The organism is Amycolatopsis sp. NBC_00345, from assembly GCF_036116635.1.
Classification (GTDB): domain Bacteria; phylum Actinomycetota; class Actinomycetes; order Mycobacteriales; family Pseudonocardiaceae; genus Amycolatopsis.
The window spans coordinates 9,574,259-9,589,413 of record NZ_CP107995.1 but is presented as its reverse complement, the minus strand read 5'-3'; the positions used below and the strand labels follow the sequence as shown (position 1 = coordinate 9,589,413).

11 protein-coding genes and 3 pseudogenes are annotated in these 15,155 nt (G+C 69.5%); 9 read left to right on the top strand and 5 right to left on the bottom strand.

Annotated features, from left to right (window positions below):
• Positions 1-47 precede the first annotated feature (47 nt).
• The 3 genes from OG943_RS43820 (at position 48) to OG943_RS43810 (ending at position 2,468) form a co-directional block, all read left to right on the top strand.
• Complete coding sequence (locus OG943_RS43820; RefSeq protein ID WP_328606750.1) at positions 48-488, top strand: MarR family winged helix-turn-helix transcriptional regulator; 441 nt, start codon at positions 48-50, stop codon at positions 486-488.
• Positions 489-577: 89 nt separating this feature from the next.
• Positions 578-1,708 carry an FAD-dependent oxidoreductase gene (locus OG943_RS43815; RefSeq protein ID WP_328606749.1) on the top strand — a complete coding sequence of 377 codons (1,131 nt, stop codon included), beginning with the start codon at positions 578-580 and terminating at the stop codon, positions 1,706-1,708.
• Positions 1,709-1,736: 28 nt separating this feature from the next.
• Entirely contained in the window at positions 1,737-2,468 is a 732-nt protein-coding gene (locus tag OG943_RS43810; RefSeq protein WP_328606748.1) for an alpha/beta fold hydrolase, read from the top strand.
• Between the two features lie 21 nt (positions 2,469-2,489).
• Here OG943_RS43810 and OG943_RS43805 read toward each other — a convergent pair whose 3' ends face one another.
• The 3 genes from OG943_RS43805 to OG943_RS43795 all read right to left on the bottom strand — a co-directional run bounded on the left by OG943_RS43805 (position 2,490) and on the right by OG943_RS43795 (position 3,817).
• Positions 2,490-2,924, bottom strand: a complete 435-nt coding sequence (locus OG943_RS43805; protein WP_328606747.1) for a PGPGW domain-containing protein — start codon at positions 2,922-2,924, stop codon at positions 2,490-2,492.
• Positions 2,925-3,032: 108 nt separating this feature from the next.
• The gene (locus OG943_RS43800; protein WP_328606746.1) at positions 3,033-3,467 is read right to left on the bottom strand and encodes an SRPBCC family protein; all 435 of its coding nucleotides are present in this window, start codon (positions 3,465-3,467) and stop codon (positions 3,033-3,035) included.
• Positions 3,467-3,817: an ArsR/SmtB family transcription factor gene (locus OG943_RS43795; protein ID WP_328606745.1), complete on the bottom strand. Its 351-nt coding sequence runs from the start codon at positions 3,815-3,817 to the stop codon at positions 3,467-3,469. Before OG943_RS43795 ends, OG943_RS43800 begins: the two co-directional genes overlap by 1 nt.
• A 132-nt stretch (positions 3,818-3,949) precedes the next feature.
• On the opposite strand from OG943_RS43795, the gene OG943_RS43790 reads away from it, so the two are divergent.
• Together OG943_RS43790 and OG943_RS43785 are read left to right on the top strand one after the other, a co-directional pair.
• Positions 3,950-4,309: a YciI family protein gene (locus OG943_RS43790; protein WP_328606744.1), complete on the top strand. Its 360-nt coding sequence runs from the start codon at positions 3,950-3,952 to the stop codon at positions 4,307-4,309.
• Positions 4,306-5,532 carry an RNA polymerase sigma factor gene (locus OG943_RS43785; protein WP_442874847.1) on the top strand — a complete coding sequence of 409 codons (1,227 nt, stop codon included), beginning with the start codon at positions 4,306-4,308 and terminating at the stop codon, positions 5,530-5,532. Before OG943_RS43790 ends, OG943_RS43785 begins: the two co-directional genes overlap by 4 nt.
• 5 nt (positions 5,533-5,537) lie before the next feature.
• Here OG943_RS43785 and OG943_RS43780 read toward each other — a convergent pair whose 3' ends face one another.
• Both OG943_RS43780 and OG943_RS43775 read right to left on the bottom strand, forming a co-directional pair.
• A complete protein-coding gene (locus tag OG943_RS43780; protein WP_328606742.1) occupies positions 5,538-6,143 on the bottom strand; it encodes an FMN reductase in 606 nt (201 codons plus the stop codon).
• Positions 6,144-6,250: 107 nt separating this feature from the next.
• Positions 6,251-7,342, bottom strand: coding sequence for an LLM class flavin-dependent oxidoreductase (locus tag OG943_RS43775; RefSeq protein ID WP_328606741.1), 1,092 nt, complete (start codon positions 7,340-7,342; stop codon positions 6,251-6,253).
• A 257-nt stretch (positions 7,343-7,599) separates the two neighbouring features.
• Between OG943_RS43775 and OG943_RS43770 the strand changes: the two are divergent.
• The 4 genes and pseudogenes from OG943_RS43770 to OG943_RS43755 form a co-directional block, all read left to right on the top strand.
• Positions 7,600-9,012 (top strand): annotated as a pseudogene (locus tag OG943_RS43770) (ATP-binding protein); the annotation flags it as partial.
• Positions 9,007-10,458 (top strand): annotated as a pseudogene (locus tag OG943_RS43765) (ATP-binding protein); the annotation flags it as partial. The pseudogenes OG943_RS43770 and OG943_RS43765, both read left to right, overlap by 6 nt.
• A 6-nt stretch (positions 10,459-10,464) precedes the next feature.
• A pseudogene (locus tag OG943_RS43760) lies at positions 10,465-11,103 on the top strand (toprim domain-containing protein); the annotation flags it as partial.
• A 30-nt stretch (positions 11,104-11,133) separates the two neighbouring features.
• The gene (locus OG943_RS43755; protein WP_328606740.1) at positions 11,134-14,910 is read left to right on the top strand and encodes a DNA gyrase subunit A; all 3,777 of its coding nucleotides are present in this window, start codon (positions 11,134-11,136) and stop codon (positions 14,908-14,910) included.
• Positions 14,911-15,155: the final 245 nt, after the last annotated feature.

Below are 15,155 nucleotides of genomic sequence, written 5' to 3'. Positions count from 1 at the left end.
GCGGGCGACCCTTGACAGTTAGAATTCAAACAGTTAGTGTTCTAACTATGACCGGACCGAAACCCACCAGCACCCTGGAGCTGATGCGCTGGGCCGTATGGGCTCAGCGGAAAGCCGGCGAGGACCTGTTCCGGGCCCGCGAGCTGAGCTTCGAGCAGGCCTTCGCGCTCGGTTACCTGGTCGAAAACCCCGGTGCGATCCAGCGCGACCTCGCGCAGACGACCCGCACGAGCGCGGCGAGCGTCTCGAGTCTGCTGCAGGGGCTCGAGCGCCGCGGCCTGGTCGAGCGCCGCTCGGAGGGCGGCGACGTGCGCAGCAAACGCGTCTACGCGACACCGGCCGCCGTCGAGCTGATCGCCGGGATCGACACCGAAATGGCCGCCGTCGAGAAGACAACCCTGGCCCCGTTGAACCGGGCTGAGCGGGACACCCTGCACGCCCTGCTCAAGAAGATCACCGCGGAGCTTCCGCAACCGACCCTGTCGTAAACCGCGGCTGGGCCACGCTTTCAGAACACCCCCTCGCCGTGCCGGCGTCCGCCGGCGCGCGCTCGAACCTGCCTGAAAAAGGAGCCACCATGAACACCCCCGTCACGATCATCGGTGCCGGACTCGGCGGCCTCGTCCTGGCCCGTGTCCTGCACGTCCACGACATCCCGGTCACGGTCTACGAGGCCGAAGCCTCCCCGTCGGCACGTTCGCAGGGCGGGATGCTCGACATCCACGACTACAACGGACAGCTCGCCATCGAGGCGGCGGGCCTGACCGCCGAATTCCGCGGCCTCATCCTGGCGGGCCGTCAAGCAATACGGGTTCTCGCGCCGGACGGGGCCGTCCTGCTCGACAAAGCCGACGACGGCACGGGCGGGCGCCCCGAGGTGCAACGTGCCGATCTGCGGCAGCTCCTGCTCGACTCGCTCCCGGCCGGCACAGTCCACTGGGGACACAAAGTCAGCAGCGTCCACGCCCTCGGCGAGGGTCGGCACGAGGTCACCTTCGCCGACGGCAGCACCGTCGGCACGAGCTTGCTGGTCGGCGCGGACGGCGCGTGGTCACGGGTCCGGTCGCGGCTCTCCACCGCCACGCCGGAGTACGTCGGCACGTCGTTCGTCGAGACCTACCTGTTCGAGGCGGACACCCGGCACCCGGTCGCCGCGAAAGCGGTCGGCGCCGGGTCGATGGTCGCGCCCGCGAACACGGGGGGAAGGGGGATCCAGGCGCACCGGGAGAGCGGCGGCACCCTGCACACCTACGTGACTTTCGCCGAACCGCTGGACTGGTTCGCGGACATCGATCTCGCCGATCCCGCCGCGCTGATCGCACGGGAATTCGATGGCTGGGCCCCGGAACTCACCACGCTGATCACCGAAAGCGACACCCCGCTGGTCCTGCGCCCGCATTACGCGCTGCCGACCGGGCACCAGTGGGACCGGGTGCCGGGCGTGACCCTGCTCGGCGACGCCGCGCATCTCGCGGCCCCGGACGGCGAAGGCGCCAACTGGGCCATCTACGACGGCGCCGAACTCGGCCAAGCGCTCGCCGCGCACCCCGGCGACGTCGAGACCGCGCTCACCGAATACGAGCAGGCCATGTTCCCCCGCAGTGCCAAGGCCGCCACCGAGAGTGCCGAGCGCACCGCGGCCCTCTCGGACGGCAACCCCGCTCAGAACCTGATCGAGCTGTTCGCCGGCGCCCAGCAGAACGACTGACAGTCACCTCGACAGTGGAGGAAAACCCATGACCGGCGACCCCCTGGTCCTCATCCACGGCGCGCAACACGGCGGCTGGTGCTGGCGCGAAACCCTCGGACCGTTGCGGGGCTTGGGCTACGACGCGCACGCGATCACGCTCACCGGCCTCGGCGAGCGAGCCCACCTGCTGACCCCGGACGTCGACCTGAACACGCACATCACCGATGTGCTGGCGCTGATCGAGGCCGAGGAGCTGACCGGCGTGACCCTGGTCGGGCACAGCTACGGCGGCCTGGTCGCGGCCGGCGTCACCGCCGCGCTGCGGCACCCGGCCGTGCGCCGACTGGTCCATCTGGACAGCGTGGTGCCGGTCGACGGCGACAGCGTCATCACGGCGACCCAGTACGGAGACCTCATCGCCCAGGCACGCACGGTGGCCGACGGCGTGGCCGTGATCCCGGTCGGCGACGCCACCGCGATGGGCGTCCGCGGCGACGACCTGGCTTGGGTGCGGCGCCGGATGACCGCGCAGCCCTACGCCACGGTCACCACGCCGCTGCACCTGCCGGACGGCTGGAACGACGGCGTCGAGCAGGTCTACCTCCGCTGCGTCACCGAACCCGGCGCCGAACCCCGGCCCGCTCCGCCCCGGGTCGACGAGTCGGCCGGCTGGCGCTACTTCGAACTGCACAGCGGCCACGACGCGATGGTCGACGCGCCCGGCGAGCTGGTCGCGCTGCTGGACAAGGTGTGCGCCGGCGAGGAAGCCGTCGCCTGACCTCGCGGTGACCCGCCTGGCCTAGACCTCCGGCGCCGGCTCGTCCGGCGCCGGGGCCGCGCGACGGGCCTGCACCCGGCGGTAACTCCAGATCAGCAGCGTGAACAGGATCAGCCCGGACAGGATCAGGCTCGAGCCCGCGCTCCAGCCGCCGAACGGGAGTGACTTCACCAGGCCCCACACCACGCCGGCGCCGAGCAGGCACAGACCGGCGAGCACCGAGCCCGCGATGCGCAGCGGTGACGAAACGCTGTCCTCCGCCGCCTTCATCGCGCGCTTGCGCACGGGGTCGACGAACTTCTCCAGCGCCGGGAACTCCGAGGCCAGCACGATCAGCCCCGCGAGCACCAGCAACAGCCCGGGCCCCGGCAGCACCAGCAGGACCACGCCGACGGCCACCAGCACCCCGCCGGCCACTGCCGCGGCCACCCGCTTCACCGGCTTGCCGACTCCCACGCGCTTTCCCCTCCCGTGTCCGATTCCGCCAGTCTGCCCGCCCCGGACCGCCCATGCCCGGCGACCCCCCGGGCGAGTCCGATGTGGACTACCTCGGCCGCACCCGGCCTAACCGGCCAGGTAAGCGCCCAGCTGGTCCAGCCAGTCACCAGTGCCCTGCACCCGCCAGGACGGGTCCTCGTGCCCGTCGAGGAACGTGCCCTGCTCGGTGAGGACCAGGCGGGTGCCGTCACCGTCGGACTCCAGCTCGATGGTGGTCACGGAAATCGTCGTGATCACCCCCGCGGGCGAGCGCAGCGTGCCCGAATAGACGATCCGCTCCCCCGGCACGATGTCGTGGTACTCCCCGGTGAACACCAGCCCGCGAGCGGAGTTCACCTCCTGACCGCCGACGCGGAAGTCCAGCGTGTGCTCGCCGCCCGGCGTGGCGAACCAGGCCGCCTTGGCCGTGGGGCCGGACCACGCGGCGAACACCTTCGCGGGCGGCGTCGAATAGTGGCGTTCGAGTGTGAACGTGGCGTGTTTGGTGAAAACGTCGGTCATCACGTGCTCCCTTGGTCGGGTCTTGACGGGTCTTCGGTGAGGAAGTCGCCGAGCCGGTCCAGCCGGCGCTCCCAGTCGGTGCGCTGGGCGCCCAGCCACTCCTCCGCCAGCCGCAGCCCCGCCGGTTCGAGCCGGCAGGTGCGGACCCGGCCGCTCTTCTCCGAGCGCACCAGGCCGCAGTCCTGCAACACCTGGAGGTGCTGCATCACCGCGGGCAGCGACATGGCGAACGGCCGGGCCAGCTCGCTCACCGCGGCCGGTCCGCGGACCAGCCGTTCGACGAGTTCGCGCCGGGTGGAGTCGGCGAGGGCCTGGAACACCCGGTCGAGCCACGCTCCATCGTTAACCATGTCCTTAACCATCCGCTCACCCACGCCAATAGTCAAGTAACTACTTAGGTTTCCAAACGGGCCCGCGACCGCTGTCTGTTTCGGCCGTCCCCGGTGGTCGGGTAGGAAACACCCGAGAGAAGGAGCGATCCGATGCGCTACATGTTGCTGATCTGCGGCCTGACCCACGAGGACGGCAAGCCGCCCGAGGACGGTCCCGCCGACCCGGCCACCGAATCGTGGGTGGAGGAGATGGACGGCCGCGGCGTGCGGCTGCTGGGCGACCGGCTCCGGCCCGCGAGCATGGCGACCACCGTGCGGGTGAAGGACGGCGAGGTGCTGCTGTCGGACGGGCCCTTCGCCGAGACGAAGGAGCAGATCCTCGGCTTCGACCTGCTGGAGTGCGCGGACCTGGACGAGGCGATCGAGGTCGCCTCGAAGCACCCGGCCGCGTTGTGGGGGCCCATCGAGGTCCGTCCGCTGTGGCCTTTCGAAGCAAAGGAACAAGCCTGAACACCGAGGCCGCGGTCACGGCCGTCTTCCGCGAGGAAGGCGGCCGGGTGGTCGCCACGCTGATCCGGCTGACCGGCGACTGGGACCTGGCCGAGGAGTGCGTGCAGGAGGCGATGACCCGCGCGCTCGAACGCTGGCCTCGAGACGGCGTCCCCGAACGGCCGGGCGCCTGGCTCACGACAACCGCGCGTAACCACGCCCTGACGCGTCTCAAGCGAAGCGCCACCGAAGCAGCGAAGCTCCGCGACGTCGCGACACTCGCTTCGCACGACGAACCGGACGCCGACCCCAGCGGCGTCCGGGACGACCGGCTGCGGCTGATGTTCACCTGCTGTCACCCGGCTTTGCCGCTGGAGGGCCGCGTCGCGCTGACGCTGCGGACGCTCGCCGGGCTGACCACGGCGGAGATCGCACGGGCGTTCCTGGTCACCGAGTCCACGATGTCGCAGCGCCTGGTGCGGACGAAACGCAAGATCCGCGAAGCCGGGATCCCCTACCGCGTGCCGCCCGCACACCTGCTGCCGGAGCGGACGACGGCCGTGCTGGGAGTGCTGTACCTGCTGTTCAACGAGGGTTACGCGGCCACCGCCGGCGACGAGCCCGGCCGCCATGACCTGTGCGCGGAGGCCATCCGGCTCACCCGCACCCTGGCGGAGCTGAGGCCGGCCGAGCCGGAGATCGAGGGGCTGCTCGCGTTGATGCTGCTGCAGTCCTCACGCCGCGACGCGCGCCTCGACGACGACGGCGAGCTCGTCACGCTCGAGGACCAGGACCGTTCCCGCTGGGATGCGACCGCGATCGAGGAAGGGCTGGTGCTGGTGGAAACGGCGCTCGGCCGCGGCTCGGCCGGGCCGTACCAGCTGCAGGCGGCGATCGCGGCCTGTCACGCAAGCGCACCCACCGCCGACGCGACCGGCTGGCCGCAGATCGCGGCGCTGTACGGCGAGCTGGTGAAACGCCTGCCCTCGCCGGTCGTGGAGCTGAACCGCGCGGTGGCCGTCGCCATGGCGGACGGCCCCGAGGCGGGCCTGGCACTGGTGACGGCCATGCAGGCGGACGAGCGGCTGGCGGGCTACCACCTGCTGCCCGCCACCCGCGGCGACCTGCTGCGCCGGCTCGGCCGCCGGCCGGAAGCCGCCGAGGCCTACCGCCGGGCGCTGGAACTGGCGACCAACGAGGCGGACCGCCGGTTCCTGGCCCGCCGCATCACGAACCTGCGCTGAAGCCCTTACACACCACCGGAAAGCAGCTGCTCGAACGGAACCGACGCGAACTCCGGCTCGGCCACGGACTCGGGTGCCGCGGAGACCAGCGCCGCCAGCTCGCCCGCCGCGCGCTCGACACGCTGCTGCAACGCGCCCGTCGCGGCGACGCTGCCCCAGTCCGACGAAGCCGCGTACACACCCGTCGCCACCGGCGTTGCGCGAAGGTAGGCGAAGAGCGGGCGCAGGGCGAAGTCCAGCACGAGCGAGTGCCGTTCCGTGCCGCCCGTCGCGGCGAGCAGCACCGGCTTGCCGTCGAGGGCTTCTTTGTCCAGCACGTCGAAGAAGGACTTGAACAGCCCGCTGTACGACGCGGTGAACACCGGCGTGACGGCGATCAGCCCGTCGGCGCGCGTCACCGTGTCGACCACCTCGCGCAACCGCGGGCTGGGGAAGCCGGTGAGCATGTTGTTGGTGACGTCCACGGCCACGTCGCGCAGCTCGACCACCTCGACCGTGGTCTCGGGGCCCAGCGCGGCGCGGGTGGCCTCCGCCAGCCGGTCGGCCAGCAGCCGCGTCGACGACGGCCGGCTCAGCCCGGCGGTGACCACGGCAATGCTGCGTGCGGTCATTTCTCTTCTCCCGACTCGGATTCGGACTCTGCTCAGCTGTGCCCTGAAGGCCACCTTGAGGGCATGTACGTCCCTGAAGGTGGCCTTCAGGGCACAACGGGACAAACTCAGACGAGGGTGTTTTCGCTGTCGTGCGCGGCCTTCAGCGACGCGTGTGTGGGGGCGTCCGGGACGTGCGCCGGGCGCTTCGCCTCCAGCTCCTTGCGCAGCACCGGGACCACCTCTTCGCCGAGCAGGTCGAGCTGCTCCAGCACGGTCTTCAGCGGCAGGCCGGCGTGGTCCATCAGGAACAGCTGGCGCTGGTAGTCGCCGAAGTGCTCACGGAAGGTCAGCGTCTTGTCGATGACCTCCTGCGGGCTGCCGACGGACAGCGGTGTCTGGTCGGTGAAGTCCTCCAGCGACGGCCCGTTCCCGTACACCGGCGCCTGGTCGAAGTACGGCCGGAACTCGTTCCACGCGTCCTGCGACTTGGGCCGGATGAACGCCTGCCCGCCGAGGCCGACGATGGCCTGGTCGGCCTGGCCGTGGCCGTAGTGCTCGTAGCGCTGGCGGTAGAAGGCGATCAGCTGCTGGTAGTGCTGCGTCGGCCAGAAGATGTGGTTGGCGAAGAAGCCGTCGCCGTAGAACGCGGCCTGCTCGGCGATCTCCGGGCTGCGGATCGAGCCGTGCCAGACGAACGGCGGCACGTCGTCGAGCGGGCGCGGGGTGGACGTGAAGCCCTGCAGCGGGGTGCGGAACTTGCCTTCCCAGTCCACCACCTCCTCGCGCCAGAGCCGGCGCAGCAGCGCGTAGTTCTCGATGGCCAGCGGGATGCCCTGGCGGATGTCCTGGCCGAACCAGGGGTAGACCGGCCCGGTGTTGCCGCGGCCCATCATCAGGTCCACGCGGCCGTCGGCGAGGTGCTGCAGCATCGCGAAGTCCTCGGCGATCTTCACCGGGTCGTTCGTGGTGATCAGCGTGGTCGACGTGGAGAGGACCAGCTTCTCGGTCTGCGCCGCGATGAAGCCGAGCATGGTGGTCGGCGACGACGGCACGAACGGCGGGTTGTGGTGCTCCCCCGTGGCGAACACGTCCAGGCCGACCTCTTCGGCCTTGAGGGCGATCCGGACCATCGCCTTGACGCGCTCGTGCTCCGACGGCGCCGTGCCCGTGGTGGGGTCCGTCGTGACGTCGCCCACCGTGAAGATTCCGAACTGCATGACCGCTCCTCGACGCTGGTGGTTCCTGCGCTCTGCCCTTACTGGTCCGCTCAACCGCTCGCGCGCAAGATGTATTCCTTCTTGACCATACCGGTGACCTGGGACACGCCGTCGCGCCACACCCGGGCCGGAGGGCGCCGAACCTGTCGGTGGGTGCGGATATCCTGCAGTACGGTGTCAGCCCGGGAGCGCCGCTCCGGCGTGCGCACCGAGCCCTTATCCACCGCCAGCTTGTCTTGATCCGGGAGAGCGACCTCGTGACTGCTGAAACTCTGTACGGGGCCGACGACCTGACGCATCTCGAAGGTCTCGAAGCGGTCCGGAAACGCCCCGGGATGTACATCGGCTCCACCGACAGCCGTGGCATCAACCACCTCTTCTCCGAGGTCGTGGACAACTCGACCGACGAGGGCGTGGCCGGCCACGCGAGCCGCGTCATCGTCACCCTGCACGCGGACGGCAGTGTGCAGGTCGACGATGACGGGCGCGGCATCCCCACCGGCGTCCACGCCAAATCCGGCCTTTCCGGCGTCGAGCTGGTGCTCACGCGGCTGCACGCCGGCGGCAAGTTCGGCGGCTCCGGCTACAAGACCTCGGGCGGGCTGCACGGCGTCGGCGCGTCGGCGGTGAACGCGCTGTCGCACCGCTTCGACGTCACGGTGAAGCAAAACGGCCAGGTGCACCAGATGTCGTTCGCGCACGGCGTGCCCGGCACCTTCGACGGGCCCGGCCCGAAGGCCAAGTTCACCCGCCGCTCCGGCCTCACCCTGGTCGGCAAGATGAAGCGCGGCGAGCGCGGCGGCACCTCGATCCGCTACTGGTACGACACGCGGTACTTCGAAACCGGCTCTTCGCTCGACGTCGAAGGCGTGCGCGGGAAGCTGCGCAACACCGCGTTCCTCGTCCCCGGCGTCACGTACGTGCTGCGCACCGCCATCGAGGACACGATCAACGAGGAGACCTTCCACTTCCCGCACGGGCTGGTGGACATGGTCGACTTCCTCACCCCGGACGGCGAGAAGCCGGTCTGCGGCACCCTGGTCATCAACGGCGAGGGCACGTACAAGGAGAACGCGGCCGACGCCAGCGGCGTGATGCAGTCCAATGTGGAGCGTCGCGCCGAGGTCGAGGTGGCGCTGCGCTGGGGCACCGGCTACGAGCGCACCGTCGAGTGCTTCACCAACACCATCCGCAACGTGCACGGCGGCACCCACCGGCGCGGCTTCGACCGCGCCGTCACGAAGTCGCTGCAGGAGGCGATCGGCAAGACCCGCGGGCTGCTCAAGCCCAAGGAGGACCCGCCGACGCTGGAGGACGCGCTCGAGGGCATGACCGCCGTGATCCACGTGCGCATCCCGGAGCCGCAGTTCACCTCGCAGACCAAGGACGAGCTGTCCACCGCCGGCATCACGCGCGTGATCCAGGGCGTCGTCGACAAGCACATCAAGGCCTGGGTCGACGACCGCAGGACCAAGTCCGAGGCGAAGGTCGTGCTGCAGAAGGTGGTCGACGCCGCGCGCGTGCGGCTGACCCAGAAGCAGCAGAAGGACGCCGCCCGGCGCAAGACCGCCCTCGAAGGCGCGGCGATGCCGCCGAAGCTCGTCGACTGCCGCACCACCGGCGTCGCCCGCAGCGAGCTGTTCCTCGTCGAGGGCGACAGCGCATTGGGATGTTTTACCGGAGATACAAGGGTCGCGCTGGCCTCCGGCGAGAGCCGTTCGTTCGCCGATCTCGCCGCCGATTGGGAGCAGGGCACAACCCACTTCGGCTACACGACCAACAAAGCGGGCCGGGTCGTGGTGGTTCCGTTGGTGGAGCCACGGCTGACGAAACGCGCCGCGCCGCTCGTGCGCGTCACCTTGGACAACGGCGAATCGGTCCGGTGCACGCCGGACCATCTCTTCCGGCTTCGTGACGGCTCGTACCGGCGCGCGGACGCGCTCACCCCAGGTGACTCGCTGATGCCGCTGTACCGGTCAGTCTCGGCCAAGGCCGAAGGCGACAAGCTGGACGGCTATGAACGCGTCTGGATGAACGACCGGGACGAGTGGGTCTACACGCACTACCTCGCGGACAGCTACAACCTGAGGCACGAACTCGACAGCGCAGGCAACGGCAATGTCCGGCATCACGTAGACGTGGACAAGCGGAACAACGACCCGCGCAACATCCGGCGGATGACGTGGGAGGACCACGCCGCCCTGCACGCGTCGATGATGGGCGAACACGTGCACGCGGGCTACCGCGCCTGGCTCGCCAATGGTGGTTTGGAGTTCAAGTCCGCCATGCTGTCGACACAGTGGCAGGACCCCGCGTTCCGCGAGGCGTGCCTTGCCCGGCTCGCGGCGCGCAACGAAGACCCGGCGTTCCGCGAGCGGATCGAACAAGGCTTCCAGGACTGGTACGCGTCGCTCAGCGACAGCGAGAAGGCGACTTACGCCGAGCGGATGCGGCAGCGCCAGGCCGAGTACTGGGCCCACCCGGAACACCGTGCGGACGCAGCGGAGCGGGTACGCATCTTCTTCGCGGCGCCCGGCCGGCGTGCGGAATGGAGCGAGCGTTCCAAGGCCCAGTGGCAGGACGAGGAACTGCTCGCGTGGCGTTCACAGGCCACGACGGAGCAGTTCGCGGATCCCGCCGAGTGTGAGCGGCAGCGGGCCGCGGTCCTGGCCTGGCACGACCAGAACCCGGAGTTCGGGGAGCGCCACTCGATCCGGATGAAGATACGGATGAGCGATCCCGCCACTGGCCATCTGTCGAAGGTCCAAGCCGGTCGCGCCCACTACGTGGCCTCCGTATCCCGCACCGAGCGGGTGGCGAAGCAAAATGACGGGCGCCGTATCGCCGCGCTGAAGCGCCTGTCCGGGCTGCTGTCGCTGCCCGACGCAGAGCTCGGCGATGCCTACGAGGCGTTGCGCCTGGAGCAGGCTCGCACCGGCCTGCGCTTCGCCAAGCTGCTGGCTCATTTCGATGGCGATCACGCCCGGTTGCGCGAAGCCGCGTCGCAGGTCAACCACACCGTCGCGGCCGTGGAACCGCTGAGCGAAACGGCCGATGTCTACGACCTGACGGTCGAGGGCTACCACAACTTCGCGCTGGAAGCCGGCGTCTTCGTCCACAACAGCGCGCGAATGGCGCGAGTGTCGGAGTACCAGGCGCTGCTTCCGTTGCGCGGCAAGATCCTGAACGTGCAGAAGGCCTCGCTCGGCGACACGCTGAAGAACGCCGAGATCGCGTCGATCGTGCAGGTGCTCGGCGCGGGCACCGGGCGCACGTTCGACCTGACCACCATGCGCTACGGCCGGGTGATCCTGATGGCCGACGCGGACGTCGACGGCTCGCACATCCGGACGCTGCTGATCACGCTGTTCGCCAAGTACATGCGGCCGGTGATCGAGGACGGCCGGCTGTACGCGGCCATGCCGCCGCTGCACAAGCTGGTCACCAAGGGCCGCAGCCCGGAGACGCACTTCACCTTCACCCAGCGCGAGATGGAGACGAAGTTCGCCGAGCTGGAGCGGTCGGGCAAGCAGATCGTCACCCCCGTGCAGCGGTTCAAGGGCCTCGGCGAGATGGACGCCGACGAGCTCTGGGAGACCACGATGAACCCGGCCACCCGCGCCGTGCGGCGAATCAACTTCGACGACGCGGAAGCCGCCGAGACCGCGCTGGAACTGCTGATGGGCGAGAAGGTCGAGCCCCGGCGCAACTGGCTCGTCGAATCCTCCGACCGCGTCGACCGCGAAGCCATCGACGTCTGATTTTCCTTCGTTCCCAAGGAGTTGTGAGCCATGGCTCGCCGTAGCAAGACCCCGGTGACGCGGGTGGACGCGAGCGCGTTCGACCGGCCGGGCGCACAGGTCTTCGACAACCCGTTGCAGACCGAGATGGAGGACTCCTACCTGGAGTACGCCTACTCGGTCATCCACTCCCGCGCCCTCCCCGACGCGCGCGACGGCCTCAAGCCGGTCCACCGCCGCATCATGTACTCGATGAACGAGAACGGCTACCGGCCGACCCACGCGTACGTGAAGTCGTCCCGCGTGGTCGGCGACTGCATGGGCAAGTACCACCCGCACGGTGACGTCGCGATCTACGACGCCATGGTCCGGCTGGCGCAGGACTTCTCGCTCAACGCCCCGCTCATCGACGGGCACGGAAATTTCGGCAGCCCGGACGACGGACCAGCTGCTTCGCGATACTGCGTGGTGGGTGATACCCGGATCCGGCTTGCCGACGGGTCGAGCCCGCGGATCGCCGACGTGGTGAACCTGCCGGCGGATTCCGAAGCCGACGCCGACTTCGAGGTACTCGACAAGGACGGCAAAGCCGTTCGCGTCGACAAGGTCTTCAACTCCGGTGTCCACCCGACGGTCCGGATCGCCACGAAGTCAGGCTTTTCCCTTCGCGGCAGCGAAAATCACCCGGTCTTGTGCCTCGAAGCTCCGATGGGCGTGCCGGTTTTCCAGTGGCGGCAGCTCGACGAGGTCAAGCCGGGCACCGTGGTGTGCATCGCCCGCAACGCGTGGACACAGGTCGCGCCGACGGCGCGTGAGTACGTCCTCGGAGTCCTCACGGGCGCCTGGGTGTCCGAGGGCTTCGCCAGTGAGAACCGCGCGGGCTTCAACAACACCGACGAGCACTACTTCGGCGAGGTCCTCCACGCCTACGACCAGGTCGTGGGCGGCAAGCGCTACGTCTCCCAGCGCCAGACCCGCCGCGACCGGAAGCTGATCCACGAACTCGACGTGCAGGACGACGCGGGCGGCATGGACGCCTTTCGCGCGAGCCCGCTCTCGGAGTTCATCGAGCACAAATCCCGGGACAAGTTCGTGCCCGAGTGCGTGTGGAACGGCGGCCCCGGGGTCAAACGGGCCTTCCTGATGGCTGCGTTCGAGGGTGACGGCGGCTGCCGGGTCGCACTCGACGGCTTCACCATCCAGTACACGAGCTACAGCGCGCGGCTCGCGGGCGAGTTGCAGGAGCTGCTCGCCGAGTTCGGCGTGATGGCCACGCACCGGCAGTACACCCGCCCGAGCGGATCGGTCGAGCACCGGCTCGTGCTGTCCGGGCTGCGCAACGTCCGTGCGTTCGCCGAGCGGGTCGGCTTCCTCAAGACCAAGCAGGCCAAGCTGCAGAGCCTGCTCCGGCGTTCCGTGCTGCGGCCGCACCGGCTCGGCGGCGACCGGGTGCCGTTCGTGGCCGACTACGTGCGCGGCGCGCTGGACTTCGACCGGCGGGGCAGCGGTCGTAAGTGGCTGACGCAGCACAACTTCGACCGCGTCGAGCGGTGGGAGACCGAGCGGCTGCGGATCATCGACCGGATCAACGACACCGAGATCCTGTCCACGATCCTGCCGATCATGGACTCGGGTTACCGCTTCGAGGAAGTCACCGAGGTTGCCTCGGCCGAGGCAACCGAGGTCTACTCGGTGCGGGTCGCCACGGAGGACCACTCGTTCCTGGCCGGTGGCTTCGTCAACCACAACACCGAAGCCCGCATGTCGCCCGAGGCGATGCTGCTGGTCGGCGAGCTCGGCGAGGACACCGTCGACTTCCGGCCGAACTACGACGGGTCGCTGCAGGAGCCGTCGGTGCTGCCCGCCGCGTTCCCGAACCTGCTGGTGAACGGCACGTCCGGGATCGCGGTCGGGATGGCGACCAACATGATCCCGCACAACATGGGCGAGATCATCAACGCGGCGCGGTGGCTGATCAATCACCCGAACGCCACGCTGGACAAGCTGATGGAGATCGTCCCCGGGCCCGACCTGCCGACCGGCGGCGCGCTGCTCGGGCTCGACGAGGTGCGCCGGGCGTACGAGACCGGCCGCGGCGTCGTGCGGATGCGGGCGAACGTCGAGACCGGGCCGCTCGAGGGCAGCCGCGGGCGGCAGGCCATCACGGTCAACGAACTGCCCTACGGCGTGGGGCCGGAGAAGGTGATCGAGAAGATCACCGACGAGGTCAACAAGTCCAAGCGGCTCACCGGCATCGCCGACGTCAAGGACCTCACCGACCGCGAGAACGGCACCCGCCTGGTCATCGAGTGCAAGGTGGGCGTGAACCCGCAGGCGCTGCTGGCCGACCTGTACCGGCTGACGCCGCTGGAGCAGTCCTTCGGCATCAACAACCTGGTGCTGGTCGACGGCCAGCCGCGCACGCTCGGGCTCAAGGCGCTGCTGGAGGTCTTCCTCAAGCACCGCTACGAGGTCGTCACCCGGCGGACGCGCTACCGCCGTCGCAAGCGTGAGGAGCGGCTGCACCTCGTCGAGGGCCTGCTGACCGCGCTGCTGAACATCGACAAGGTCATCAAGCTGATCCGCGAGAGCGAAAACGCGCAGGCGGCCAAGGACGGCCTGATGCAGCGCTTCAAGCTCTCCGAGATCCAGGCGACCTACATCCTCGACACCCCGCTGCGCCGGCTGACCAAGTACGACCGGCTGGAGCTGGAGGCGGAGCAGGACAAGCTGCGCGAGGAGATCGCGGAGCTGAGCACGATCCTCGACGACGAGACGGTGCTGAAGAAGCTCGTCTCGTCGGAGCTGGCGAAGATCTCGAAGGACTTCCCCACCGAGCGGCGCACCCGGCTGATCGACGGTGACCTCAAGGAGGTGCTGGCGGCCTCGAAGCCGTCCGGCCCGCTGGAGATCACGGACGACCCGTGCCAGGTGATCCTGTCGGCCACCGGCCTGGTGGCGCGGACGGCCGCCGAGTCGGAGGAGGCGTCCGAGGTCCGGCGTCGCAACGGCCGGGTGAAGCACGACGCGGTTTCGGCCGTCGTGCACACCACCGCGCGCGGGCAGGTACTGCTGGTGACCAGTCGCGGGCGCGCGTTCAAGACGGACGTGCTGCCGTTGCCGGTCCTGCCGGAACAAGCCGGCACGGTGTCGCTGCGCGGCGGTATGGCGGCCAAAGAGCTGGTGCCGCTGGAAAAGGGCGAGACCGTGGTCGGTATCGCCCCGCTCGGTGAGCAGGCGGCCGGGTCAGCCGGGCTGGCGCTGGGCACGCGCGGCGGCGTGGTGAAGGTGTGCGCGCCCGAGTGGCCGGTGCGGTCGGACGAGTTCGAGGTGATCTCGTTGAAGGCCGGGGACCAGGTTGTCGGCGCGACTTGGCTGACTGATGGCAGTGAGACGCTGGCGTTTGTGTCGTCCGAGGCTTCGCTGCTGCGGTTCGCCGCTTCGCTGGTTCGCCCGCAGGGGCTGAAGAGCGGCGGCATGGCGGGGATCAACATTCCCGCCGGCGGCAGCGCGGTCTTCTTCGGCGCGGTCCGGACTGATGACGAGGAGCACGGGGAGCCGATGGTCGTGACGGCGACCGGGCAGAGCGTGAAGGTGACCCCGTTCAGCGAGTACCCGGCGAAGGGCCGGGCGACGGCCGGGGTCCGGGCGCACCGGTTCCTGAAGGGCGAGACCGGCGTGACGGTGGCCTGGATCGGGCCGCGGCCGGCTGGGGCGGCCCGGAACGGGGATCCGGTGGAGCTGCCTGAAGTGGACTTGCGACGCGATGGGTCCGGGCATGCGCATCCGGGGCCGGACGTGGTGGGGCACGCGATCGAGCGGGATTAACGGGCTGCTGCGGGGAATGCGCCCCGAAGCCGGACCGTGACTACGGGCGGCGACCCCTTGTCAGGCAAGTGTGCCTTGGCAAGGGGTCGCCGCCCGTAGCTGATTCCGAAGTAGACGGTCACGCGGGCGACGATCGGGAGGCATGGCGTGGTCCAGTCCTGAAGTTCCGGCTTGGAAGAAGCTGGAACGCCTCGGCGAGCAGGACACCCATGGCGAGCATGTGTGGTGACTGGGCCCGGCTCCGT